Source organism: Acidobacteriota bacterium (genome assembly GCA_009861545.1).
Lineage (GTDB): Bacteria > Acidobacteriota > Vicinamibacteria > Vicinamibacterales > UBA8438 > WTFV01.
In genome coordinates this window covers 1-24,856 of sequence record VXME01000008.1, presented here as the reverse complement: position 1 = coordinate 24,856, position 24,856 = coordinate 1, and the positions used below count along the sequence as shown (strand labels likewise).

25 protein-coding genes and 1 pseudogene are annotated in these 24,856 nt (G+C 69.5%); 16 read left to right on the top strand and 10 right to left on the bottom strand.

What is annotated here, in order from left to right; genetic code table 11:
• Window positions 1-351: 351 nt before the first annotated feature.
• The 3 genes from F4X11_01610 to F4X11_01600 are packed head-to-tail and all read right to left on the bottom strand — an operon-like array spanning window position 352 to window position 3,517.
• On the bottom strand, window positions 352-777 hold the full coding sequence (locus F4X11_01610) for a DnaJ domain-containing protein (GenBank protein MYN63719.1): 426 nt from the start codon (window positions 775-777) through the stop codon (window positions 352-354).
• Between the two features lie 52 nt (window positions 778-829).
• Entirely contained in the window at window positions 830-2,239 is a 1,410-nt protein-coding gene (locus tag F4X11_01605; GenBank protein MYN63718.1) for a short-chain fatty acid transporter, read from the bottom strand.
• A gap of 18 nt (window positions 2,240-2,257) precedes the next feature.
• On the bottom strand, window positions 2,258-3,517 hold the full coding sequence (locus tag F4X11_01600) for an OFA family MFS transporter (GenBank protein MYN63717.1): 1,260 nt from the start codon (window positions 3,515-3,517) through the stop codon (window positions 2,258-2,260).
• A gap of 255 nt (window positions 3,518-3,772) precedes the next feature.
• On the opposite strand from F4X11_01600, the gene F4X11_01595 reads away from it, so the two are divergent.
• Window positions 3,773-4,150 (top strand): hypothetical protein, encoded by a 378-nt coding sequence (locus tag F4X11_01595; GenBank protein MYN63716.1) that lies wholly within the window; start codon window positions 3,773-3,775, stop codon window positions 4,148-4,150.
• Between the two features lie 6 nt (window positions 4,151-4,156).
• Here the strand turns inward: F4X11_01595 and F4X11_01590 are convergent, their stop codons facing one another.
• The gene (locus F4X11_01590; GenBank protein MYN63715.1) at window positions 4,157-5,680 is read right to left on the bottom strand and encodes a dipeptidase; all 1,524 of its coding nucleotides are present in this window, start codon (window positions 5,678-5,680) and stop codon (window positions 4,157-4,159) included.
• Window positions 5,664-5,789 (bottom strand): annotated as a pseudogene (locus F4X11_01585) (BrnT family toxin). The gene F4X11_01590 and the pseudogene F4X11_01585 overlap by 17 nt, the downstream one beginning before the upstream one ends.
• On the opposite strand from F4X11_01585, the gene F4X11_01580 reads away from it, so the two are divergent.
• From F4X11_01580 to pqqE, 6 genes are read left to right on the top strand one after another with little or no spacing between them, the layout of a single operon-like run.
• On the top strand, window positions 5,771-7,120 hold the full coding sequence (locus F4X11_01580; GenBank protein ID MYN63714.1) for an MATE family efflux transporter: 1,350 nt from the start codon (window positions 5,771-5,773) through the stop codon (window positions 7,118-7,120). The pseudogene F4X11_01585 and the gene F4X11_01580 sit on opposite strands and share 19 nt — an antisense overlap.
• The gene (gene pqqA, locus F4X11_01575) at window positions 7,117-7,356 is read left to right on the top strand and encodes a pyrroloquinoline quinone precursor peptide PqqA (GenBank protein MYN63713.1); all 240 of its coding nucleotides are present in this window, start codon (window positions 7,117-7,119) and stop codon (window positions 7,354-7,356) included. The genes F4X11_01580 and pqqA overlap by 4 nt, the downstream gene beginning before the upstream one ends.
• A gap of 24 nt (window positions 7,357-7,380) precedes the next feature.
• Window positions 7,381-8,310: a pyrroloquinoline quinone biosynthesis protein PqqB gene (gene pqqB / locus F4X11_01570; GenBank protein ID MYN63712.1), complete on the top strand. Its 930-nt coding sequence runs from the start codon at window positions 7,381-7,383 to the stop codon at window positions 8,308-8,310.
• Between the two features lie 60 nt (window positions 8,311-8,370).
• Window positions 8,371-9,081: a pyrroloquinoline-quinone synthase PqqC gene (gene pqqC / locus F4X11_01565; protein ID MYN63711.1), complete on the top strand. Its 711-nt coding sequence runs from the start codon at window positions 8,371-8,373 to the stop codon at window positions 9,079-9,081.
• Window positions 9,078-9,359 carry a pyrroloquinoline quinone biosynthesis peptide chaperone PqqD gene (gene pqqD / locus F4X11_01560; protein ID MYN63710.1) on the top strand — a complete coding sequence of 94 codons (282 nt, stop codon included), beginning with the start codon at window positions 9,078-9,080 and terminating at the stop codon, window positions 9,357-9,359. Before pqqC ends, pqqD begins: the two co-directional genes overlap by 4 nt.
• A gap of 1 nt (window position 9,360) precedes the next feature.
• A complete protein-coding gene (gene pqqE / locus F4X11_01555) occupies window positions 9,361-10,434 on the top strand; it encodes a pyrroloquinoline quinone biosynthesis protein PqqE (protein ID MYN63709.1) in 1,074 nt (357 codons plus the stop codon).
• Here the strand turns inward: pqqE and F4X11_01550 are convergent, their stop codons facing one another.
• Entirely contained in the window at window positions 10,435-10,602 is a 168-nt protein-coding gene (locus F4X11_01550) for a hypothetical protein (protein ID MYN63708.1), read from the bottom strand.
• A gap of 171 nt (window positions 10,603-10,773) precedes the next feature.
• Window positions 10,774-12,108: a gamma-aminobutyrate dehydratase gene (locus tag F4X11_01545; GenBank protein ID MYN63707.1), complete on the bottom strand. Its 1,335-nt coding sequence runs from the start codon at window positions 12,106-12,108 to the stop codon at window positions 10,774-10,776.
• Between the two features lie 143 nt (window positions 12,109-12,251).
• On the opposite strand from F4X11_01545, the gene F4X11_01540 reads away from it, so the two are divergent.
• Genes F4X11_01540 through F4X11_01510 form a run of 7 tightly spaced genes read left to right on the top strand, consistent with a single transcriptional unit; the run spans window position 12,252 to window position 19,704 of the window.
• A complete protein-coding gene (locus F4X11_01540) occupies window positions 12,252-13,367 on the top strand; it encodes a MoxR family ATPase (protein MYN63706.1) in 1,116 nt (371 codons plus the stop codon).
• A complete protein-coding gene (locus F4X11_01535; GenBank protein MYN63705.1) occupies window positions 13,358-14,275 on the top strand; it encodes a hypothetical protein in 918 nt (305 codons plus the stop codon). The genes F4X11_01540 and F4X11_01535 overlap by 10 nt, the downstream gene beginning before the upstream one ends.
• A 17-nt stretch (window positions 14,276-14,292) precedes the next feature.
• Complete coding sequence (locus tag F4X11_01530; protein MYN63704.1) at window positions 14,293-15,357, top strand: hypothetical protein; 1,065 nt, start codon at window positions 14,293-14,295, stop codon at window positions 15,355-15,357.
• A 6-nt stretch (window positions 15,358-15,363) separates the two neighbouring features.
• A complete protein-coding gene (locus tag F4X11_01525; GenBank protein ID MYN63703.1) occupies window positions 15,364-16,491 on the top strand; it encodes a VWA domain-containing protein in 1,128 nt (375 codons plus the stop codon).
• Between the two features lie 36 nt (window positions 16,492-16,527).
• Window positions 16,528-17,193, top strand: a complete 666-nt coding sequence (locus F4X11_01520) for a hypothetical protein (protein ID MYN63702.1) — start codon at window positions 16,528-16,530, stop codon at window positions 17,191-17,193.
• 26 nt (window positions 17,194-17,219) lie between these two features.
• Window positions 17,220-18,308, top strand: coding sequence for a VWA domain-containing protein (locus F4X11_01515; GenBank protein ID MYN63701.1), 1,089 nt, complete (start codon window positions 17,220-17,222; stop codon window positions 18,306-18,308).
• Window positions 18,309-18,315: 7 nt separating this feature from the next.
• Window positions 18,316-19,704 carry a TlpA family protein disulfide reductase gene (locus tag F4X11_01510; protein ID MYN63700.1) on the top strand — a complete coding sequence of 463 codons (1,389 nt, stop codon included), beginning with the start codon at window positions 18,316-18,318 and terminating at the stop codon, window positions 19,702-19,704.
• On the opposite strand, the gene F4X11_01505 is transcribed toward F4X11_01510, so the two are convergent.
• The 3 genes from F4X11_01505 to F4X11_01495 are packed head-to-tail and all read right to left on the bottom strand — an operon-like array spanning window position 19,669 to window position 22,789.
• A complete protein-coding gene (locus tag F4X11_01505) occupies window positions 19,669-21,189 on the bottom strand; it encodes an acyl--CoA ligase (protein ID MYN63699.1) in 1,521 nt (506 codons plus the stop codon). The genes F4X11_01510 and F4X11_01505 overlap by 36 nt on opposite strands.
• Window positions 21,190-21,234: 45 nt before the next feature.
• On the bottom strand, window positions 21,235-21,969 hold the full coding sequence (locus tag F4X11_01500; GenBank protein MYN63698.1) for a glutaconate CoA-transferase: 735 nt from the start codon (window positions 21,967-21,969) through the stop codon (window positions 21,235-21,237).
• The gene (locus tag F4X11_01495; GenBank protein ID MYN63697.1) at window positions 21,962-22,789 is read right to left on the bottom strand and encodes a CoA transferase subunit A; all 828 of its coding nucleotides are present in this window, start codon (window positions 22,787-22,789) and stop codon (window positions 21,962-21,964) included. Before F4X11_01495 ends, F4X11_01500 begins: the two co-directional genes overlap by 8 nt.
• A gap of 17 nt (window positions 22,790-22,806) precedes the next feature.
• On the opposite strand from F4X11_01495, the gene F4X11_01490 reads away from it, so the two are divergent.
• Together F4X11_01490 and F4X11_01485 are read left to right on the top strand one after the other, a co-directional pair.
• Window positions 22,807-23,586 carry a methyltransferase domain-containing protein gene (locus F4X11_01490; protein ID MYN63696.1) on the top strand — a complete coding sequence of 260 codons (780 nt, stop codon included), beginning with the start codon at window positions 22,807-22,809 and terminating at the stop codon, window positions 23,584-23,586.
• Window positions 23,587-23,747: 161 nt separating this feature from the next.
• Window positions 23,748-24,856: PQQ-binding-like beta-propeller repeat protein (locus tag F4X11_01485; protein ID MYN63695.1), on the top strand; the 1,109-nt coding region annotated here is incomplete at its 3' end.

Genomic DNA, 24,856 nt, shown 5'->3' with positions numbered 1-24,856 from the left:
CCAACAGACTCTACCCTCCGTGCCCTCGGAGTAGCCGACGCACGTACTCCGTCCTCGGCTTCCGGCTACGGCGTGGGTAACAGCGCAGCCACCACGGACCCCGCGCAAGACGCGACGCCAGCCAAAGGAAACCTCCGCGTCGCCCGACCTTCCACGCTCCGGGCCCATTCCATGCCCGTATCTATTGACGAATCACCCCGCAAACGAAGACGTTGGACCAACAATTCGCCGAAAGTTCCAATGATCGTCTTACCTTCAATTTCGTTCATCACCAACCTACTACGCAAGCATATCCTATCAAGGCGAGCACGCCTAACCAGAATAACCAGTCCCTGGGTGCTGCGGGCCACCTCATTCCGCATGCACCATGCCGAAGAAAAGCAACCACGCAAGAGCGAGATCTGGAAAGTGGGCTCGTTCGATGGAGAGGATGACAACTACGGCGGATGGAAGACCGAGCGAATAGGCCAGCGCAGTAGACAAGGGGTGCTCCGCATCGACGCCGACGATCGGTTCGTCCGGTTTCGATTGCGTCGTTTCTCGCCGTGGTGGTGCCGTCGCTCGCGGTCGTGGCTGCTCTGGCCTTGCCGGTGCCGGTTTCGGTTCACGCTGAAGCACGTCGTATGCAGCCTGAATCCTCTTGAATACCCACTCAGCAGTAGGATCTCCTCGGTTCTTGTCCGGGTGGTGTACCTTTGCCAGTTGGCGGTACCGCGCCTTGACTTGCGCAGTGGTTGCACCGTGCTTCAGTCCCAGGACTTCGTAGGGATCATCCATCATGTTCCCTTGCACCGTGGGTCTCCGGGTTGCCGTCTGATGGTTGAGATCCTCACAGGTCCGTCGGGATGATCAGCATCGCGATCACGCTGATCAGCACGCAGACCACCGCCACGATCCCGGTGTAGCCGAGCACGTCGCCGAACTTCAGCCGCGTGACGGTCAGGATCGGTATCGCCCAGAAGGGCTGGATGAAGTTGGTCGTCGCGTCGCCGTAGGCGTAGGCGAGCACGGTGGTGGTGGCGGATACGCCGAGCTCCCGCGCGGCCGGCAGCAGGTAGGGCGCCTCGATCAGCCACTTGGAGCCGCCGGACGGCACGAAGAGGTTCACGAAGCCGGAGTAGAAGTAGACCACCAGCGGGTAGGTCTCGGTGGTGGCGAACGTGACGAACAGCTCGCCGAGCCAGGCGCCGAGGCCGGTGTTGTTGATGACGCCGAAGATGCCCGCGTAGAAGGGGAACTGCAGGATGACGCCGGAGGCGGTCCGGGCGCCGTTGGCGAACGCGCGCACGAGGTTGGCGGGCCGGCCCTGGAGCAGCAGTGCCGCCACCAGGAAGACGGCGTTGTACGCGTTGATGGTCCAGGTGGCGCCGAAGCCGCGGGTGACCATCGAGTAGCCGAGGGGATACCCGATCAGGATTGCGGCCAGGATTATCCAGCCGCGGGACGCCTCCATGCGCGCGGCCGGCGTCTCCGGCGTCTGGTCGTCGGGGAGCGTCGGCATCATCCGGTCGATCTGCTCGGACGTCAGCGTCTGGACGTTCTGCCGCGGGTGGAGCAGCATCACCATCGCCAGGGCGACCGCTCCCAGAATGGCGATGAAGACGAGATTGAACGGAATGAACAGCGTCTCGGTGACCGGGATCACGCGGTCGATGACCGGCTCGCCGCTCGCCGGCGCGAGCAGCGGATTGCCGGGGGTGGCGAGAATGAGGGGCGCCGACCCCGACAGGCCGCCGTGCCAGATGGTGCAGATCCCGAGGTAGGCGGCGGCGATGATCACCCGGATGTCGGCCTTCGGATTGCGCCGCGCGACGAACGGCACGAAGAGCGCCGAGGCCACCACGCTGAGCGCCCAGTTCAGATAGCCGGTGACCAGCGCGTAGGCGCCGATGAGGGCGATGGCCTGCACCGGCTTGTTGCTATCCGGCAGGCCGGCCAGCCAGTCGAGGAAGCGGTAGACCGGGCGGGACGAGACGCAGGCGTGCGCCGCGATCATGGCGATCGAGAACTGCATCCCCAGCTCGAGCAGCGCCCACATGCCGTCGCCCCAGGCGAGGACCGACTCGTTCAGGCTCGCGCCGGCGCCGAACATGGCCAGCAGGAGCGCCGCCACGGTCAGGAGCATGCAGACGACCCACGAGTCGGGAATCCAGCGCTGCGTGAACCGGCAGAGGCGATCCCCGAGATCGCCGACGACGGCGACGATGCCGCTGGTGCTGCTGTTCGATGGCTCAGGCATGGGCTCGTCCGATTCCGCTCAGGAAGCCTGCGCCGGCGCCTGCGGCTGCTTCGCCAGCAGGAGCGCGCCGAGCGCGACCACCGACAGCCCCGCCGCCAGGTAGAAGGCCAGCTCGTAGTCGCCGGACGCGTCGAAGACGCGGCCCGCAATCACCGGCCCGACGATGCCGGCGACGCCCCACGCGGAGAACAGCAGGCCGTAATTCACCCCCATGTGCTTCGTGCCGTAGAAATCGGCGCAGGTGGAGGCGAAGACCGACAGCAGCGTGCCGTAGCAGTAGTAGATGACGACCAGCAACAGGTAGAACAGGATTACCTGTCCCGCGAAGAGCGGGAAGAGCGGGAGCGCCGCGGCCGAGAGCAGCACCATGATCCGCAGCGTGTTGAGCCGGCCGAACGTGTCGGACATCCAGCCCGAGAGCACCCGGCCGCCGGTGTTGCCGATGGCGCCGATCGTCAGCCCCAGGGCCGCCGCCGCGCCCAGGCCCGCCGCGGCGCCCACCGGGACGAGCTGGCTGATCACCATCAGGCCGGCCGCCGCGCCCAGGCAGTAGGCGACCCAGAGGAAATAGAAGGTCGGCGTGCGGACCATCTCCGCGGTGGAGAAGTCGCGCGCCGTTGCCGGTGCAGCCGCTTTCGGCGCGCCGCCCGCGGCAGGCGCCGCCGCCGGGGTCGGAGGCCGGTAGCCTGCTGGCGGGTTCTTCAGCAGATAAGCCGCGACCAGCGTCATCACCAGGAAGATGACCGCGGAGATCTGCATCGTTCCCTGCCAGCCGTAGGTCGGGATCAGCCACTCGCGCGCGAGCGGCCCGTAGATGCCGGAACCGGCGCCGTAGCCTCCGACGACGAGGCCGACCGCAAGGCCGCGCCGGTCGGGGAACCACTTCGAGCAGACCGGGATGGGGATCGCGTAGCCGAAGCCGTTGCCGGCGCCGGCGATGGCGCCGAAGGTGACGTAGAGCCAGATGAGCGACTCGGTCTGGCTGGCCAGGAAGAAGCCGAGCGCGTAGAGGACGCCGCCGAACGCGGCGACCTTCTGCGGTCCGAAGCGGTCTTGCAGGAAGCCGGCGACCACGAACCAGGAGCCGACCGAGAGGATGGCGATGGTGAAGACCACCGAGACCTCGGTGCGCGTCCAACCGAAGTCGGCGTCGAACGGCGCCACGAAGACGCTCCAGGCGTAGATCACGCCGAGGGCCAGGTTCATCAGCACGCCGCCGATGAGGGGAAGCCAGCGGTTCGGCGCGGAATCGGCAGAGCCTGCGGTCGCGTCAGTCATTCGGGCGCTCCTCTCGTCTCGACGCCCGGGGGCGTCGCGGTCTGGTTCCCGCCGCTGCGAACTGCCACGCCGGCGGGGGCCGCGTTCGTCGCCCGAGCCGGCCGGCCACACATTCTACTCGCGTCCCCGCTGTTCCGGTCGCCCGGACTGCCGATTCGGCGGCGTGGCCGGCGTCCGGTTCGTGTCGCGCGGCCGGTGCCGTAGAATTGGCGAGCCCACGAGCGGACAGGAGTGATGATGACGAGACGCACGCGAATGACAGCCATCCTGGGAATCACCGCCGTCGCGCTGGCCGCCGCTCTCTACGGCGCCGGCGTCCACGCGCAGTCCGACGTGAGCGGCATCTGGCAGATCGATCTCGACACGCAAACCGGCGAGCAGACCTGGACGGTCACGTTCGAGCAGAACGGCGCCACGCTCGGCGGCGAGATCGACATGCACGATGGCGAGGGCACCCTGCCCGTCGAGGGCTCCGTCGACGGCAACACGATCGCGTTCGTGTTCATCGTGCCGGACCTCGACGGCGACATGCCGATCAACCTCTCGGGCGAGATCGACGGCGCCACCATCGCCGGCGACGAGGGCCACTTCGTCTGGTACGGTTCCGGGGACTGGACCGCGAGGAAGCAGTAGGGTCCGTCACCCGGCGGCCAGCTCCACCAGCATCGCCGCCTGCATCATCAGGTTCAGCCGGAGCTGCTCGACCGTCACGAACTCGTGGTCGCTGTGCCCGGTGTAGGCCGCACCGGGCATCGAGGGTCCGAAGTTGACTCCGTTGGGCAGCAGGCGCGCCTGCGTGCCGCCGCCCACCGCGACGGGGCCCGCGTCGTGCTGCCCCGTGTAGTGGCGGTAGACGTCGACCAGCACGGGAACGTGGGGCGCCGATTCCAGGTAGTACGGGTCCCCCATCGTCAGCCGCCAGCCGGGCGCCGCGCGTCCGCGCCGCGCCGTCCAGGCCTCGACCGCCTCGCGGACCTGCACCTCCACCTGCTCCCGGCTGCGCCCGGCCGGGCAGCGGAGGTTGAGGCACGCCTCGATGCCCCCGTCGTCGCAGGGATAGAGGCGGGTCAGGACGAGGGTGAGGGGTCCCATGAAGGGATGCGCGCAGGCCAGGTCGCCGAAGCGCTCGGCGAGGTCGCCGGTGCCGACCAGGTCGACGACGAGTTGCAGCATGCGGCTCGCGGGCGTCGGCGGCCAGTCGCGGCGCGCCAGCAGCGCCGCCAGGTGCGTGACGGCGTTGCGGCCCTCCCAGGGCGTGGACGAGTGGGCGGCCGCGCCGCGCGCCCGCACCGTGAGCACGTCGCCTTCCGATTCCAGTGCGAAGGTCACGCCGCATGACGGATCCGCGGCGGCGCGCAACTCTGCCGCCAGTTCCAATCCCGCGTTCTCGATGACCGCCACCGCCGCGGCGGGAACCCGGGTCCGCGCCTCGCCGCCGGTGAACGACACGAGACGGGCCCCGCGCCGAGCCGGCCGGGGTCGGACGGGCGGGTCCGGCGGCACCGTCAGGAAGATGCCGCCCGTTCCCTTCTCCGCGGTCACGACGGGGTACTTGGCGTCGAGGGCCACGTTGAGCGCCGGCGGGTCCCAGCCGCGGACGAACTCCCGGAACGGGGTCCAGTCCGATTCCTCCGTCATCGAGACGATGAGCTCGATCCGCCGCCGCAACGGGACACCGATGCGGCTGACCGTGCGCATGGCATGGAGCGCGGTGGAGATCGACGCCTTGTCGTCCTCGACGCCGCGGCCGATGAGCCGCCCCGGCTCGCTCGTCGCATCCAGACTGAACGGGTCGCCGCGCCACCGCTCGCGGTCCGCGGGCTGCACGTCCCCGTGGGTCAGGATTCCCAGGCGGTCCTGCGCCCGTCCAAGGCCGATCACGACGGCCGCCCCGTGGTCCTCGACGTCGAAGTCCCAGTCGTCGGAAAGGCGCGACAGGTACTCCTTCAGGCGCCGGAACGCCGCCAGTTGCACGTTCGGCGCCGGCGGGGCGGCCACCGTCGGAAAGGCGACGAGCGCGGCCAGCGTCGAGACCGCGGCATCGAGGTTCCCGGCCGCTCGGCGTGCACCCTCCTGCGCGAGCGGAGACGGCCTGCGGTCGGCTCTCCCGGTCTCGAAGCGCTCGTTTCGAGACCGGGCAGGCCGTTCACGCGTGTTGGTCATATCGGGCTCTCTCCGTACGGTGCATGTCACGGGCGGAGATCACGCGGATCCTGGTATTGTCCCCCCGCAACAGGAACGCGACCAAAGTGTATGAGTGAATCCGCCGACCGCGGCTCGTACCGCCGCATCTGGGCGCTCGCCTGGCCCACCCTCGTCTACAGCGTCCTCGAGCTGAGCCTGGGTACGGCCGACTTCCTGATGGTCCGCGGGCTCGGGAGCGAGGCGACGGCGGCCATCGGTCTGAACCGGCAGGTCACCTTCCTGCTCGAATCGGCGGCGCTGGCGGTGGCGACCGGCGTGATCACGCTGGTCAGCCAGGGCGTGGGCGCCGGCAACCGCGCGCAGGTCGACGGTGCGGTCCGGCAGAGCTTTCGCCTCGTCGTCCTGCTCGGCGTGCCGACCACGCTGGTCGGCTACCTGGCGAGCCGGCCGTTGCTGGTGGCGTTGCAGGCGAGCGCCGAGACGCTGGCGCACGGCGTCCCCTACCTGCACATCTACTTTCTCGGCACGCTCTTTCTGTGGACGAGCGTCGTGGCCGCGGCGGTCTTCCGGGGGACCGGCGACACGTTGACGCCGCTGAAGCTCGCCGCGGTGGTCAGCGGGCTGAACATCGGACTCAACTACGTCTTCGTCTTCGGCGCCGGCGCGGTGCCCGCCTACGGCGTGGCGGGGGCGGCGATCGGCACGGTGGCGGCGCGCGGCCTCGGGGCGGCGGCCTACCTGGTGCTGCTGGTGCGCGGCACCCGGCACGCGCGCCTGCGGGTGCGGCCCTGGGGAGGCGTCGACTGGGGTCTGGTGCGGCGCATCCTGCGCATCGGAACGTCGCCGGCCCTCGCCGCCATCGCCCGCAACGGCGCGCGGCTCGTCTATCTGGGCCTGCTCGGCGTCGTGCCGCTCGGCGCGTCGCTGCACGCCGCCGTGGGTGTCGGCCTGCAGGTGCGCCTGGTCAGCGTGCTTCCCGCGTTGGCCTTTCAGGTGGCCGCCGCGACACTGGTCGGCCAGGCGGTCGGTGCGCGGCGGTTCGACCTCGCGCAGTCCATCGGCCAGCGTGCCGTGCTGCTGCTCGGCCTGATCATGGCAGGCGTGGTGGCGGCGACGTTCGTGCTCGCCGAGCCGATTGCCGCGCTGTTCATCGTCGACCCGGAAGTCGCGGCGCTCGGCGCCACGGTGCTGCGCTGGTTCGCGGTGGCGCAGTTCTTCAGCTCGCTCAGCATCGGCACGCAGGGAGCGTTGACCGGGGCGGGCGACACGAAGCCGATCTTCCGCTACACCGTCGTGACGCAGTGGGGCGTCCTGCTGGCGCTCACGCTGACCCTGCTGGTCGGGCTCGGCTGGGAGCCGGAGGGCGCGCTGCTCGCGTGGGTGGCGGCGCCGGCCGTGCAGGTGCTGCTGATGCAGCGGCTCTTCCGCAGCGGGCGCTGGCGGACGCTGCGCGTTTGACGCAAGCGCCCGCGTTCGGGTGCGGCGGCAGCCTGGCGCCCGCTGCTCGACCCCGAGATCGAAAAACCCACGCCGCCCCTTGCGCACTCTCGACGAGAATGGTATGCTCCGCCTTTCGAAGTTCACGGCGTTTTCTTCGGAACTACCAAGGAGTAGCCAAGATGACCTGGACGAAGCCTGAGTTCAAGGCGATCTCGCTGTCGATGGAAGTCACCTTCTACGTCAACAGCCGCTAGGCGGGATCGACAGGGTCGTTCGCTGTGCGCGTTCGGATCCTGGGCTCGGCGGCCGGCGGCGGACTGCCGCAATGGAATTGCCGGTGCCCGAATTGTTCTGGAGTGCGTGCGGGGTCTCCCGAGATCTCCGCACGCACCCAATCTTCCCTCGCGATTACCGTCGACGGCGTTCGGTGGTTCCTCCTCAACGTTTCTCCGGACATCCGACAGCAGATCCAGGCGACGCCCGAGTTGACGCCGGCCGGCGGCGGCGGGCGCGCGACGGCCATTGCGGGCTGCGTGCTGACGGACGCCGAGCTCGACCACATGTCGGGGCTCCTGCTCATTCGCGAGGGCTGCTCGTTCCCTGTCGTATCGACGCCGCTCGTCCGCGAGTGGCTCACCGAACATTTTCCGGTGGCGCCGGTGCTGTCGCACTTCGCCCCGCGACCCTGGATCGACCTGCCCCTCGATGAGCCGACCGAGCTGCCGGCGGGCGCGGACGGCGTCCCGAGCGGACTCCGGCTGCGGGCGTTCGAGGTGGGACGCGACGTGCCGCGTTTCGTCGTCGGCACGGAGGCCGCCGACGCCGTCGGATCCGTGATCGGACTCGAGATCACCGATGTCGCGCGCGGGGCGCGGCTCGTCTACGCGCCCGGTCTGCCGGTCGTCAACGACGCCTTGCGCACGGCGGTGGAAGGCGCGGACGCCCTCCTGATGGACGGCACCTTCTGGTCGGACGACGAGCCGCGCACGACCGGCATCACCGACATCACCGCGCGCGAGATGGGGCATCTTCCGGTCGACGGCGACGGCGGCAGCCTCGACTGGATCGGCGGTCTGCCGGTTCGCCACCGCGTCTACGTGCACATCAACAACACCAACCCGATGCTGAACGACTCGAGCCCCCAGCGCCGCCGCGTCGACGCGGCCGGGGTCCGGGTCGGCGCGGACGGGGACGTCTTCGATCTCTGAGGAGTCAGGGAGCGGCCGCGGGCGGCGTCAGGGGCCGCCGCGGATCGGTAGGGAGCGCCAATGAAACCGTGGTCACGGGATGAGTTCACCGAGAAGCTCCGGGCGATCGGGCAGGCCCGCTACCATGACAAGCACCCGTTCCACCGGCTGATGAACGACGGCCGGCTGAGCCGGGAGCAGCTTCAGCTCTGGGTCGCCAACCGCTTCTACTACCAGAAGAACATTCCGATCAAGGACGCCGTCCTGCTGTCGCGGTGCCCCGATCGCGGCATCCGGCAGAAGTGGATCCAGCGGATCCACGATCACGACGGCACGGAGAGCGGCCCCGGGGGCATCGACAAGTGGCTCAGGCTGGCCGCCGCCACCGGCGTCGCGCCCGAGGAGCTCGAGGACGATCGCCGCCTGCTGCCCGGCGTGCGCTACGCCGTCGACGCCTACGTCAAGTTCGTCGAGACGCGCCCGTGGGTCGAGGGGGTCGCCTCGTCGCTCACGGAGCTGTTCTCCCCGAACCTGATGGCGACCCGGCTGGCTGCGTTCGAGAAGCACTACACCTGGATCGACCCCGAGGCGCTGGCGTACTTCCGTTCGCGTCTCACGCAGGCGCCGCGCGACACCGACCATGGCCTGGGCATCGTCCTGGACCACTGCGTCACGCGCCCGGAGCAGGAACGGGCCGCGGCGGCGCTGCGCTTCAAGTGCGATCTGCTGTGGGCGCAGCTCGACGCCATCTATCATCAGTGCGTGACGCCGACCGACGGGGCGGCGGGATGACGAAGGAGGGCGGCATCCGCCGTCCGCTGCTGGCGCCCCACGCCCGCTACCGCTGGGACAAGGTGCGCAAGGAGCACCAGCTCGTCTTCCCCGAAGGGATGATGCTGCTCAACGAACCCAGCACCGCCATCGTCAAGCTGTGCGACGGAAGGTCGCTGGAGGAAGTCGTGGCGGCGCTGAAGGAAGCGTTTCCCGGGGCCGAGCCCGAGGACGACGTGCGGGAGTTTCTCGGCGCGCTCGCAGAGAGAGGACTGATCCATGACGCCGGCGCCGACTGAGCTGCCCCGGCCGCGCGCGCTGCTGGCCGAGATCACCTACCGCTGCCCGTTGCAGTGCCCGTACTGCAGCAATCCGCTGGAGCTCGCGCGCTACAAGAGCGAGCTGGACACCGCCACCTGGGTGCGGGTGTTCGAGCAGGCGGCGGAGCTGGGCGTCGCGCAGCTTCATCTCTCCGGCGGCGAGCCGCTGGTCCGCCGCGACATTCTCGACCTGTGCCGCGCGGCGCGCGACTGCGAGCTGTACTCGAACCTGAGCACCGGGGCCACGGTAGCCGACGAGAAGATGATCGAGCGCCTGCGCGAGGCGGGGCTCGACCACCTGCAGGTGAGCCTGCTCGATACCGATCCGGAGGCGAACGACCGGCTGGCCGCCGCGCCGTCCTTCGACCGCAAGCGCGAGGCGGTGCTGACCGCCAAGCGGATCGGATTCCCCGTGACCCTCAACGTCGTGCTGCATCGGCACAATCTGGATCGGATCGGCGAGGTCATCGACACGGCCTTCGCATGGGGCGTCGATCGGCTGGAACTGGCCAACACGCAGTACACCGGCTGGGCGTTCCGCAACCGCGCGGCGCTGATGCCCACGCGGGCGCAGGTCGAGCGCGCCCAGCGTGTCGTGGACGAGAAGCTGGCCGCGAGCACCGGCAGGCTGGACGTCGTGCACGTGCTGCCCGACTACTTCGAGGAGTTTCCGAAGGCGTGCCTGCACGGCTGGGGCATGGTCTTCATGGCGGTGGCGCCGGATGGCGCGGCCCTGCCGTGTCAGACCGCGCGCGAGATCCCGGGCCTGGAGTTCCCGAACGTGCGGGACTCGTCGCTCGAGGACATCTGGTTCACCTCGGACGTCTTCCAGCGGTTCCGCGGGACCGACTGGTTGCCCGAGCCGTGCCGGAGTTGCGACCGCCGCGAAATCGACTTCGGCGGCTGCCGCTGCCAGGCCTACCTGATGACCGGCGACGCCACCGCCACCGATCCCGTCTGCCACCTGTCGCCGCAGCACCACCTGATCGCCGAGGCGCTCGCCGAGGCGGAGAAGCCGGCCCCTCCGCTCGCGTTCCGCGTCATGCGGACCTGATCAGGCGTCGATCCCCGCCAACCGCTTCGCGTAGCGCACGCTCGGCTTGACGTCGTGCTGGCGCCAGATGGTCATCTTCTCGGCCTCGATGCTCCCCTCGGCGTGCACCGCCAGCACCGCCTGGTAGCCGCCGAAGTCGGTGGCGGTGATCTCCGCTATCAGGTTCATCAGCCGCAGGCGGTCGCGGGGCCGCGCGCCGGGCGCGCCGCCGGGCGGGCGGGGGCGCGCGCCGCGCGCGGGGTCATCCAGGTCATCAGCCCGCGGTCCGGGGGCCCGCCGGCCCCCCCCCCCCCCCGGGGGGCCCCCGCCTTGGGGGGGGGGGTTTTCCCCTATTTTTTTTTATTCCCGCCCCGGGGGGGGGGGGGGGGGGGCCGCCGCCGCGCCCAGGTACTTGTCGATCAGCGCGCCGAGCTTCGGATCATCCAGGTCCTCCGCGCTCGGTCCGGTCGCCAGCAGGCCCCCCGCAATGTCCTGCACCCACGCCAGCGCCTGGTGGTAGTTGGTCGCGAAATGCAGCTTGGCGATGTTGATGAGCTCGGCGTTGGGCACGGCCACCCCGTCCACGACGCTCGCCTCGCGCGCCGCCTCGCGGGTCATGCCGCGGCAGATCTGCGCGTAGCTGATGAGCTTCGCCAGCTTGTCCCGGACGTGTCCCGCGCGCAGGATGCCGTTGTACTCCGCCATCAGGTGCGAGGCGCCGACGAACAGATCGACGAGCGGCAGCTTGTAGCTCACCGCCGTGAAGCGGTGGAACTCGACGAAGGTCTTGGCGAGAGGCCCCGCCATGTCCACCTCGCCGTTCAGGAACACCCGGTCCCAGGGCACCTTCACGTCGTCGAAAACGGTCAGCGTCTCCATCATCTTGTGCTTCGCGCTGATCGGGTGCTCGAAGGCGTGCCCGGACCGGCCGTAGCCGCTGGCGAGCATCGTCAGGCCCGGCGCGTTGGCGGGCACGGCGCACGCGACCGCGTAGGCCTCCTCGCCGGAGGACAGGTTGCGGGTCGGCAGCACGATGATCTCGTGGGCGTTGGTCGACACCGACGTGTGCACCTTGGCGCCGCGCAGCGTCACGCCGTCGGCGTCCTGCGCCACCACCCGCACGTAGTAGTCGGGGTGATCCTGTCCGGTCGGCCCCTTGCTCCGGTCGCCCTTCACGTCGGTCTGGGCGACCGCGACGGCCAGGTCGCGGTCGCGGCAGTGGGCATGGAACGCCTCGACGCGCTTCAGGTAGCTGGTCTTCTTCGTGCGGTCGAGGTGCCCGGCGATCAGGCGCAGGGCGAGCAGCGCGTCGGTGCCGATCTCCTTGATCAGGACTACCAGCGTGCCGCCGAGGGCGGTGGAGCGCTCGATGAGCGCGCTCCGCTGCAGCAGATCCTCCGGCGTGCGGGGGATCGCGTAGTAGCGCGAGCAGGGGCCGTTGGGTCCGTCGACCACGGCGAGGGGACGATCGGAGGCGTCGTGGGCCATGCGGTAGTCGATGGCGGCGTGGTCGACGGCGCGGCCGATGACGGGGTGCGTCGTGACGTCTTCCACGCGCCGGCCCCGGTAGTAGACCGTCCGTCCGTCGCGCAGGCTGTTCTTGTAGTCCTCGGCCGTCAGCAGTGGCATCGTTCCGTTCCTCCGGGTTCCGCCGTCCCGTGCCCGACTCCGGCGGGCGTCGGGCAAACGATCCATGTTGGCACTCCGCCGGCCGGATGCCAAGTCCGGTAGCGCCGCGGCGGCGACACTGATATGCTTGCGCCTTTTCCGGGCCGCACCGGCCGCAGGGCGAGCCGGTGCGCCGTTTCCCTCCGGGTGAAAGGCGGCTCGTACGAGCGATGACTGTCGAGACCAGACCGACGATTGATCGAGATCGCGCCAACGAGGTCGTGCAGCGCTTCCAGAGCGAGTCCACCAAGTGGCTGTACGGACTCGACGACGCGGCGCGGATCCTCTCGTGGGCGTTCTTCACGCTCCTGCCGTACACCGACAAGCTGAGCCAGGGGAAGAAGCTGCGCCAGCCCCACATCATGTTCCGCGGGCCGACCGGCACCGGCAAGACCGACCTGGTCAGCGCCTGCGCGATGGCGATCGACGCCAGGTTCGAGCGCATCCAGGGCCTGCCCACCTACATGCCGGAGGACATCCTCGGCTACGAGACCATCGTCGAAGAGGTCGACGGCAGCCGCAAGATCCACTTCAAGCCGGGCAAGCTGATGGCCCACATCGTCCTCATCGACGAGGACAACCGGCTGTCGGGCAAGACCAAGGCGGCGGTGCTCGAGGGGATGGAGGAGAGCTCGGCGACGCTGAACTCCGACTACGGCGACATGGCCGAAGGGAAGATGCTGCCGCTCTTTCCGCTGTCGTGCGACTACAACGACATCGACGGCCCCCGGTTCTTCATGGTGATCTGCACCGAGAACATCTTCGGCGAGGAGGAAGGGACGTTCGCCAATCCCGTCGCCCAGCTCGACCGGACCACGCTCTCGATCAACATGATGGATCCGGAGAGCGAGGACGACGAGCTGAACATCACTTCCGGCAACGTCGTCGGCAAGCACGTCGACAAGCTGACCAACCTCCACGAGGTGCTCGACATCGCGCAGCACATCTTCGACACGGTGAAGATGTCGGACTACGGCCAGCAGTACAAGGTACGGCTGATCCGCAACACGCGGCCGCACCGGGTCCAGGGGCGCGCCGCCCGCACCGTCAAGGAGTACATCCGGGTCGGCATCTCGCCCCGCGTCCACTTTCACCTCGAGGCGGTCGCGCGCACGTTCGCGTTCTTCAATGGCGACTCCGTGATCACGCCGGACCACATCAAGGCGGTGGCCGAGCCGGTGCTCGCGCACCGCCTGGTGCTGCGCGAGGGGATGGAGTTCTCGGTCAACAAGGAGGACCTGCTCCGCCAGATCGTGGCGGACATGGAGATCCCCCCGTGGAAATAGAGGAGGTCTTTGCGCGGTTCCGCAACATCAAGCACGGAATCAAGACGCGCAAGAAGTCCACCTCGATCCACTACGGCGATCACAAGAGCGGGTTCAAGGGCGCCGGCTACGACATCGTCGGCGTCGATCAGTGGCGGCCGGGCCAGCCGCTCAAGGACATCGCTTGGGTGCTCAGCCTGCGGACCTATCCGGAGAAGCTGTTCCGCATCGAGCGGATGGAGCCGAAGGAGCTCCGCACGGTGTTCGTCGTCGACCTGTCGTCGTCGATCCTGTTCCAGCTCTCGCAGGCGTCGAGCAAGGCCATGCTGATGCTGGACCTGATCGGCAACATCGGACTCACCCGGGCCAACGTCCGCGATCCGGTGGGCCTGCTGGGCTTTTCGGATCGCATCGAGACGTTCGTCAAGCCGAAGCTCGGCAACCCCCAGGTCTTCTACATCGCCAAGCAGATCTTCGACAAGATCGAGCTGCAGCGGCAGTTCCCGGAGAAGCGCGCCGCGAACTTCACGGTCCCGTTCCGGTTCATCGCGTCGCGGCTGAAGAACCGCCACACGCTCATCCTGATCTCCGACGCGGTCGATTTCGTCAACGACCGCGCGTCGCTCGATTTCAAGCTGCTGGGCACGCTGGCCGCGAAGCACGATATGATGATGCTCATCCTGGACGATCCCGAGGAATTCCAGGTCAGGAGCAGTCTCGGCTACATCCGGATCAACGACATGGAGACCGACCGGCAGACCGTCATCTCCGCGCGCAAGGCGAGCGCCATCCGGCGCACGATCGACGAGCGGATGTCGGAGCTCCAGTACATGCTGAAGCACAAGAGCGGGGTCGATTCGGTCGTGCTGACGCCCCGGAACCACGCCGACGCCCTGGCGGAGTTCCTGATCGCGCGCACCGCCCGCTAGCCGAAACGGAAGGAAGCATGGTGAGACGCCTCGCCGTCGTGACGTTCGTCGTGTCCCTGGTGGTTGCCGGTTCCGCGGCGGCGCAGTCGCCGATCATGGTCGAGACCCTGGAGCTCGAGCCGACCGTCGTCAAGACCGGGGACGTCATCTCGCAGACCTACCGCCTGCGCTTCCCGGATCTCATCTCGGAGGGGCGCGAGATCATCATCCTCGAGGATCGGATGGTGCCGGAGAACCTGCCGGTACATCCCTTCGAAGCGGTTTCGCTCGACGTGGTGAAGCGGCGGATCGAGGACGAGCACATCTGGGACTTCGAGTACGGGCTGCGCATCATCGCGCCGGAGAAGGCCGTCTACCTGGTCCCGTCCTTCGCCTTCTATTACCTGATCCGCGACCTCGGCGAGGACATCGAGGACGCGGAGATCCAGCAGGTCGACGGCGGGCAGGGGCTGGTGCGCTACGTCTCGACGATGACCGACGTGCCGGTGCTCGACATCCGGGACACGATCGAGCTCGGCGAGTTCGGCGGTCGCGCCGCGCTCTTCAGCACGGCGGCCTGGACCGTGGCCCCGCTGCCGCTGCTGGTGTGGCTGGTGTTCCTCGTGCGGCAGTGGCGCAAGAAGGAAGTGATTCCCACCGAGGTGGCCCGCGAGCTCGAGGAGATCGAGCGGCTGGAGGCGCAGATTCCCGCCCCGCCGTCCATCTGGGAGGCGCGCCGGACCCTGCAGGGCCACGTGCGGACGCTCGGGGCGGCCGAGGGCAACGGCGCCCTCGGCGAGCTCAAGCAGGATCTGGTCATCTCCACGCGGGAGTATCTGCAGGCCGAGTTGCCGGCCCTGCGCAGCGGCGACACGCCGAAGGACATTCGGCAGCACATCGAAGGACTCGACGACGGCGGACGCAAGACGGCGCTGGCGACGCTCGCGGCGCGACTCGCCGAGCACCACGCGGGGCTCGAGCAGGGCGACGCGTCGACCATCGCGAACCCCAAGGAAGAGGCCCAACTGCTGGAGGACGCGCTGGCGGCGCTTCGCCCGCACGTGCGCCTCTGGCGCGCGTTCACGGGCATGTTCGACGGGTAGGGAATCATGCTCCAACCCTGGACCGAGTTCGTCGCGTTTCTCAACACCGGCCTGGTCGAGCTGCTGGAGACGGAGTTCGCCCAGGTACGCTACGGGGACATCGGGATGGCGACCGCGCTGTCGATCGCCGTCGGGGTCGTGGCGGTCGCCTCGGCGGCCCGGCTGATGTTCCGCCGGCGGAAGCACGTGCGCCAGCACTCCGGCCACGTGATCGAGCGCAGGCACACGAAGCGCATGTGGATCAAGACGGCCCACTCGCTGCCGAAGCTGCTCGTGGGCGGCGCACTGGCCCTGATGCTCTTCGCCGCGGCCGACCCGTTCCTGACCGCGACCGAGGAGGTCAGCGGCTACATCGAGTCGCGCGTGCGGGTCGATCTGGTCGACACCTCCGGCTCGATGGCCTGGGAATTCCCCGACACCGGCAAGTCGAAGGCCGAGGTGGCACGCGACGCGCACCTGCGGTTCCTCGACATGCGTCAGGGCAAGAACGACCGGGTTTCGCTGTGGCTCTTCTCGACCTATCCCTACATGGTGGACGACTTCGTCATGGACGACGAGTTGTACTACTTCCAGGTGTGGGACGCGCCGTACGTGATGACGCAGCGGCTCGACAAGGCGATGGTCGTCCCGCCCGACAAGGTGCGCATCGTGCCGGCCGAGGGGGATACGAACATCATCCGGCCCCTGCAGTCGATCACCCGGCAGCTCGATCAGGACGAGGCGGCGCTCGGGGGCGACCAGGTCAACCGCGCCGTGCTCATCGTGACCGACGCGGCGGTCGACGAGTTTCCGGACGCGGAGTTCGCCGCGCTGAGCCAGCGCAACGTCACGCCCTACATCATCTACATCAACACGAGCGACATCCGGACCGCGATGATCGGGCATCCGAGCACGCCCCGGCTCATCGAGATGATCCGGGAGTACGGCGGCGACTACTTCGACGTGACCGACGAAGACAGCCTGCTCGCGGCCTACCAGGCGATCGACGAACGCGAGGCGGTGCGCGTGGAGCAGCGTCACCGCGCGTTGAAGGTGCCGATTTACGGGCGGTTCCTGCTGCTGGCGATGGGGCTGCTGGTGGTGGGCATTCCGCTCGGCTTCGTCGCCGAGCTGTTCTGGGGGACGGGCCCGTAGCGTGGCCGCCGGTCACTGCACAGGGGGAATACAGACGTGGCACTGACGGACCTTCTCGACAAGGAACGGTCGTTCAAATACCTGATCGGCTTCGTCCTGGCGATCCTGTTTCTGGCGCTCGTGGCGATCCCGTCGCGCAGCCTCGGCGGCTTCTACGCCAACCTCGACGCCCTGAGCGATTCGGTGGACCGCGGCGACTACGAGCAGGCGGACCTGCAGCTCGCCGAGGTGACCGGGTTCTACGAGCGCAGCCGGAACCTGGGCCTCGGCTGGTTCTCCGACGCCTACCTGTTCGGGGACGCGTTCCTGCAGCAGGCGTCGTACAACTACCTGACCGGCGATTTCGAGGCGATCGTGCGCGATCTGGCCGACGAGATCGACGACCCGCGGGCGTCGCACCTGCTGGCGAGCGCCAAGTTCCAGCTCGCGCGGCTGCGTTACCGGGCGATCGCCGACGACGACCCCGACGGCCAACTGAAGAAGGCGGCCATCATCGAGGAAGTGCTCGACGACGTGAACGCCGACTACGAGCGGGCGTTGCGGGCCGATGCGACCGGGCGCTTCGACTTCAAGTGGAACTACGACCTGACGAGCGATCCCGAGGCGGTGCGCCGGGCCCTCGAGCCGCTGCGCGAGGCCGAGCCGCCGCAGCTCGAGCAGATGCGGGGCGAAGGAACGCCGGTTCGCCGCCGCCGCGGTTGACGCCGGACTAGCCGGGGGCGTTCGGGATGGACGAGCTGCAATCCGCGTTGCGCGAGAGCGTCGAGTTTCAGAATCCCGAGTACCTGACGTTCGTGCCGATCGCCGGACTGCTGCTGCTGTTCGGCGCCGTCATCTTCTTCCTCCGGCTGCGCCTGCGGCCGCCGAGGACGCACGGCTCGTCCTACCCGCTCCTCGGACACATCAAGTTCTGGTTCCTGGCCGTCCTGGCGCTGAGCATTCTCAGCCTGGCCGCGGCGCGCCCCTTCTGGGTCTACGGCGGGTCGAGCTTCAAGCGCGGCGACGTCGACGTAGCCGTCATCATCGACGCGTCCGCCTCGATGTGGGTCCGCGACCTCGGTCCCTCCCGGCTGGAGCTGGCGGTGCGCGAGGCGCTCGGCCTGTACACCGAGGAGATCCTGACGCCGGGCGATCGGGTGGCCCTGTTCGTCTTCGGCACCACCGCGCTCCGGCAGGTGCACCTGTCGTCGAACGCCGAGCGCTTCGTCGAGCAGTTGGGCCAGATCGCGCCGCCGGAGCAGCTCTCGGGCGATGCGTTTCCGTGGGACAGCGACATCGCCGCCGCGTTCGAGCACGTGTACCAGTCGCTCGACAACCAGGACCGCTTCGACAGCGGCGACGAGGACTGGCAACCGGCGCAGCGCTCCGACCGGGTCGTGCTGCTGTTCACCGACGGCGACTTCGCCTCGGACAACGAGCAGATCTCCCGCCTCGATCAGGCGCTCTCGGAGTTCGGCCGGCGGGGGCTGGACGTCTACCCGGTGGTGATCGGCTCCCGGACGGGCGTCGACGTGGACATCGTCCTGCAGGACTACGTGCGCGGTCTCGATTTCGACGAGACGCTCGAGGCCGACCTCGAGGGCATCCGCACGCGGGTCAACCCGGAAGGGGTCGCGATGTTCGACCAGCGCTCCGGGGGCGGCTCGTTCGTCCTGGAGAACGTCGGCCTGTCGGCGGCGCCCTTCCTCCGCAACGCCATCGACGCCCACCGCGCCATCACCTTCCAGCTCATCCCGTCCGAGGACCAGCAGGAGATCTGGCAGTGGTTCGTCATCCTGGCGATCCTCGTCGTCGTCGTCGCGATGCTCTTCTACTAGGAGCTCCATGCAGCGACGGATTCCGCGTGGCGACCGGCGACCGCACGCCGATCCGGCCGCCTGGGTCGGCGCCGGGTCGGCCTTGCTGCTGCTGATCGCGATCGCGCTGTACGCCCTGCGGCCGGGCCTTGTTGTTCCGCCGCCGCCGCCGGATCCGGTTCCCGTCGCCGCCGGCGACTGGTTGGAGAGCCGCATCCGACAACTGCCGCTCACGGGCGGCGCCGGCGCCATTGCGGCGCCACGCCGCCGAAACTTCGCGTTCCGGCCGCCGCGTCTGCCGCTGCCGGGCGATGTCGGTCCCGACTGGGCGGTGGTGGAGGAGTATCTCGAGAGGCGGCGGGCCTGGACGGTTCTCGAAACGGAGCTCGCCCTCGCGGACATCCCGGCCGAGCAAAAGTGGCGCCGGCGGCAGGATGCGTGGTCCGAGCGTCCGGAAATCCGCCGCGCCATCGCGGCGGCGACGGCGATCGTGGAGGCGGGCGGTGCGCAGGAACGGGTGATCGAGGCGGCGGGGTTCCTCGTGGCGCACGCGACCGCCGAACCGGACGCGGACTGGCACATGGCCGTGGGGGCGCGGACCTTGGCCGCCCACGCGCCCCGCTTCGACGAGTGGCCGCGCGTCATGATGCAGTTGGACGCCGGTCGGACGTTCGCGCCGAACGGTCAGTCGATGGCGCGGGAGATCGACGCGTTCTTCGAACGGATGGCGGCGAACGCTGCCGATCCGGCGGTGCGCGCCCTGGCGCGGTACTACGTTGCGGTCGGCCTGATGCGGTCCGCCAACGGCTTCTGGTCGCAGCCCGGCGTCCGCGAAGCGCGGCGGCAGCGCGCGCTGGAGGCGGCGGCCGGTCTGAGTGCCGGGGTGGAGCAGGAGTCGTTCGCCCCGGCGCAAGAGCCGGGCAGCCCCTTCGCATCCATTCCGCCGACCCTCGCGGCGGCCGAGGCGGACCTGCTTCACGGCATCCGGCACGCGACCGTCGGGGGCGCCTTGTCGGAGATGGTCGGCCGGCGGCTGGACGGGTCCGAGGATCGCCTGTCGGCCTACGCCGGCCGGGTGTTGCTGATCGACTTCTGGGCGACCGGGTGCCGGCGGTGCGCCGTCGAGCGGCCGGCGCTGCGCGAGCTGGTCGCCGAGTTGCCCGTGGATCGATTCACCCTGCTCGGGATCAGCGTCGACGAAGCGCCGCAGGCCGTCATCGAGCTCGGGCGGGACGAGCCGATGCCGTGGACGAACTGGCACGCCGGCCCGGCGAGCGACCTTGCGCGGCGTTGGTACGTTCGCGACCTGCCCACCTACGTGCTCGTCGACCGGGAAGGCGTCGTCCTGGCCCGCACGGACGGTCTCACCGATGCATTCACGTCACTGATCAGAAGGACGGTCGCTGCCGTCCGCTGAATCCTGCGTGCTGCGGGCTTGCAACGCCTTGCGGTCGACCTTGCCCACCGCGTTCACGGGCAGCGACTCGACGAAGTGGACCGCGGCGGGTGTGTGGGTTCTCGACAGGCGCCCGCCGACCAGCGCGCGGAGTTGGGCGGCGTCCACGGTTTCGCCGTCGCGCCGCACGACGAACGCCACCGGCACTTCGCCGAGATCGGGATGCGGTCCACCGACCACGCAGCATGCGGCGACAGCCGGATGACCCGCGAGCGCGTCCTCGATCGCGCGGGGCGACAGGTTCTCGCCGCCGCGTACGATCAGGTCCTTGAGACGGCCGGTGACGGATAGATAGCCGTCCCCGTCGAAGCGGCCCAGGTCGCCCGTCGGCAGCCATCCCTCGCGGATCGGCGATTCCGACTGCTCTCCGGCATAGCCCTGCATCAGGCAGGGACCCGCGATGCGGATTTCGCCCTCGGCGCCGGGGGCTGCCCGGTCGTCGCTCCCCGGCGTGAAGATCCGGACCCGCTGACCGCGCAGGACGGTGCCGACGGTCCCGATGCGCCGCGCCCCGACCGGGTTCATCGTCGAGGTGCACGTGGCCTCGGACAACCCGTAGGACACGACCAGCGGCACGCCGAAGGCGGCTTCGACCTCCTCGTGCAGGCGCACCGTGATGGGCGCCGACCCGCAACGGAGGAACCTCAGCGAGCGCAGCCGCGCCTGGTCGCGCAGATGCGGGAGCATCCGCGAGTACATCGTCGGCACGCCGGTCAGGTAGGTGACGCCGTGCGCGGCGATCTGGTCCTCGACGTCTTCCGCCCGGAACCGCTCTGCCAGCACGACGGTCGCCCCGGCCAGCAACGGTGCGATGAGCTGGTTGTTGACGCCGTTGGTATGGTGCAGCGGCATCACGTGCAGCAGACGATCCGCCGCGGTCAGCCGCGTCCTCTCGATGATGCCCGCCGCGTGCCGCAGCAGGTTGCCGTGGGTGAGCAGGGCGCCCTTCGGCAGTCCGGTGCTGCCGGAGGTGAACTGCATCATCGCCAGGTCGGCGGGGCCGAGCGATCGGTGGATGGCCCCCGTGCTCTCCGACTTCCTCGACTCGCGGAGCAGGTCCGGGGCGCGGTGCACCTGCAGGCCGCCGTGCTCCAGGTCGCGGGCCATGGCCTCCGACCCGTCGTCGAGCACGATCCGGCGCAGGCCGACGGCGTGCGCCCGCGACAGCAGGGCCGCCGCCGTGAGGCCGGGCTCGATGAAGCAGGGGCAGGCGCCCGCCTGCATGACGCCGAAGAACAGCGCGACCGAGTCGACCGAGCGCGCCGCGGGCACACCGACCAGGCCGCCGCGGGGAATGCCTCGGAACCTGCGGGCGCAGCCGTCGACTCGTGCACCCAGCTCCGCGTACGAGGCCGAGCCCTCCCGGGCGAGCAGTGCCGTCCGTCCAGCCCGCGCATGGAGCCCGATCCGCTCGCGCAGCAGGTGACTCAACGAGAACGAGGCCATGGCGCCGGTGTTGTCCGGGACTATCGTCGATGACGTGACGTACCGCTACCGCACGGCCACGCTCGCCTCGCGCTCGAACTGCCCGTCGGGGTCGAGGGCATGGAGCGCGGCGACCTCGCGCGCGCTAGGCCGCGGCGTCGCCGCCGCTCCCGAAGCGTCGAATGCGAAGCCGGTCCGTCGTTGCACCTCTTCGAGCGAGGCTTCCGGATGCCAGGAGCGCAGGGCGAGCCGGCCGTCGCGCTTCTCGAATACGGCGATCGGGGTGACTACGCCGTGCAGGCCGCCCGCCGCGGTCACGAAATCGAGCTTCTCTACCAGCGTGCGTGTGGAATGTTCCGTGCGCCAGGTAACGGCGCGACGTGCCGTCGGCAGCATCACCGCGCCGCCTCCGCCCCCCGGCAGCCGTACCTTGGGTGCGTGCCAGTCGCCGATGGCCGACACGTTCGTGCGGCCGAGGCCGTCGACCTGGGCGGCGCCCAGAAAGCACAGATCCATCCCGCCCCGGGTGCACAGGTCGTAGAAGTCCTCGTTGGCGAAGATCGCGGTCGAGCCCTCGGCGAGCACCGGGTCAGAGCTCGAGCGGGGTATCGACGACGGCGTGGGCTGCACGCCGCCGGCCACGTTGAGGTAGACGAAGTCGAAGTCGTAGGCCCGCTTGGCGAGCAGGCAGGCCAGCATGGGCGGCGTCGAGTTCACGCCGCTGAACGTCACCTCGTCCGGACGGACGAAGCGCGCGAGGTTCGTGACGAGGTACGAGAAAGCGGACCAGCGTTCAGGCATGGACGGGCTCGCCGTGCTCGGGCGCCGCCGCTAGGTGCGCTTCCGGCAGGCCCTCGGACTGCATGTACGTCTCGACGGCCGGGTAATCCACTTCGTAGAGCGGCCAGCACGAGCCGGGCCATGCCCCTTGGGGGACCACGGCCACCGCCTCGACCATGAACCCGGGTATGAGCGTGAGCTCGGGGCGTTCCTGGAACGAGGCGACGGGGGCGAGCGTCTCCGCCACGACGAACACGCGCCTGGCCGCGCGGCTGAGGATGCGGTCCCAATGGGACGTGCCGTAGACGCGCGCGTCGCCCTGCTCGTTCGCCTCGTTGACGTGGATGACGGCGATGTCGGGCCGGATCGCCGGGATGACCCACACGTGCTCGCCCGAGCCGTACGGGTCCGGAACGGAGGCCCACCGGTTCAGCGCCGGCAGATCCGAGCCGTGCACGCCCCCGACCGGCTGGAACGGCACCCCGTAGGCGGCGGCGCGGAGGCCGGCCGTGAGGGTCATGCAGGCGTGCTCCTCCAGCTCGATCTCCCGCCGCTCGACGGCTCGGCGATAGGCGGGGGCCAGGCCGAGATGGCCCTCCATGGCCACGATGCCGGCGCGCACCCGAGTCACCGAGCCGGCCCGGCACAGGATGTCGATGTCGTAGCCGGGCGACTGCTTGACGATCTCCAGCCCCGACCGGCGCTGCCGGATCAGCTCGCGCACGAACGCGAACGGGCCGCGGTGGAGAAAGCTCCCGCCCAGGGCGACCGATGCCCCGTCGGGGACGAGCGCGGCCAGCTCGGCCAGCGGGGTGACCTTGGAAGTGGGCATGCGGGTCATGGTAGCTTCGATCGTAGATGACGAACCAGATCCGGCGTGTGCAGTCGGCGTTCACCAGGCAGGCGCCGGGATTCGGGGGTGCGGGCCTGAACCTCGGACACAAGGAGCTCCTGCGCTGGGTGGTCGAGTCTCTGCCGCTCACGCCGGGCACGCGCACGCTCGACGTTGCCGCCGGCACGGGCCATCTGAGTCGCGCGGCCGCCCCGCACGTCCGGTCCATCGCGGCCGTCGACGTGACGCCGGCGATGTTGCACGCGTTGCGGACCGAGGCCGAGCGGGAAGGGCTGGACAACCTGCAACCCGTGCAGGCGGATGCCGCCCGCCTGCCTTTCGCCGACCGGCAATTCGACCTCGTCCTGTGCCGCCTCGGGCTCCACCACTTCGCGGACCCGGCGGCGGAGGTCACGGAGATGGCGCGCGTCGCGCGGCCCTCGGGCACCCTGGCGATCGTCGATCTGCTCTCTCCCGACGACATGGATCTCGCCGAGCGGTACAACGCCTTCGAGCGAATGCGGGATCCGTCGCACGCCTGGGCCCTTACGGCCCGCGAGCTCCGGAACGTGCTGGACGCCGCCGGGCGTCCGGTCGCCGACTGGTCCGCGCGCGACGTCGAGGTTCCCCTGGATCCGTGGCTCGACCTCACGCGCACACCCGAATCGACCCGGCGGACCATCGTCCGGGCTCTGGAGCATGAGCTTGGCGGCGGGCCGCCCACGGGCATGCGGCCGTGCGTGCGCGACGGCCGGCTGTCCTTCCTGCAGACATGGGTGCTTGCGCAGGCGGGCCCCCAGGGCTGACCCGCTACCGACCCTATCTGGATTGTCCCGGCGCGAGCCCGTATGATGGCCGGCAGCAGTGCGCGGCGGGTCGCGCCGGCGTTGCCCTGGCGGCCGGGACGATACCCAGGCCAGCCGTTGCGGGCGTAGCGCAGGGCGGACGGCTCACTGGAGGCTGAATCATGAAGAAGACGGCTGCGTTGCTCGCGGTGCTCCTGGGCGTGTCGTCGAGCCCCGGTCTGGCCCAGACGGACGAGGATCTGATCAACGACGCGCAGACCCCCGGGGACGTGCTGATCCACAGCATGGGCTACGACCGCAAGAGCTACAGCCCGCTCGAGGAGATCAACAAGTCCAACATCCACCGGCTGGTGCCCATCTGGAGCACGAGCCTGATGAACCAGTCGGGCGAGCTGGCCGCGCCCGCCATCCACGACGGCGTGCTCTACGCGATCAACGGGAGCTGGACCTTCGCCATCGACCTGGAGACGGGCCGCCAGATCTGGCGCACGCCGGTCGTCCTCGAGGAGGGGGCGCGGCGGCGCAGCAGCTTCAACCGGGGCGGCCCGGTCATCTACGAGGGCCGGCTGTTCCGGGTGACCGTCGACAACCACGTGCTCGCCCTCGACATGGAGACCGGCGAGGAGCTGTGGAACCAGAAGTTCGCCGACGGGGCGGAGGGCTACTACGCGACCGGCGCCCCGATGGTGGCCAACGGGGTCCTCATCTCGGGGATGTCCGGCGGCGAGTCCACTACCCGCGGCTTCCTGGACGGCTGGGACCCCGCCACCGGCGAGAAGCTGTGGCGCCGCTACACGATTCCCGGCCCCGGCGAGCCCGGCCACGAGACGTGGCCCGCCGACAGCGACGCGTACCTGTACGGCGGGGCGCCCACGTGGCGGACCGGCTCGTACGATCCCGAGCTCGACCTCGTCTACTGGGGGACCGGCAACGCCGAGCCCTACGACCCGGCGACGCGCGGCGGGCTCGACAGCCTCTACGCGTCGACGGTGCTCGCCATCCGCCCGAAGACGGGCGAGATCCACTGCTACTACCAGTACACCCCCAACGACGTGTACGACGTGGACGGCATCGACGAGCAGGTGCTGGCCGAGATCGAGGTCGACGGCGAGATGCGCAAGGTGATGATCCAGGCCAACAAGAACGGCTTCCTGTACACCGTCGACCGCACCGACTGCTCGCTCATCGCCGCGCACCCCTACGTCTACGTCAACTGGGCCACGCACGTCGACCTGGAGACCGGCCGGCCGGTGCTGACCGACCTCTACCG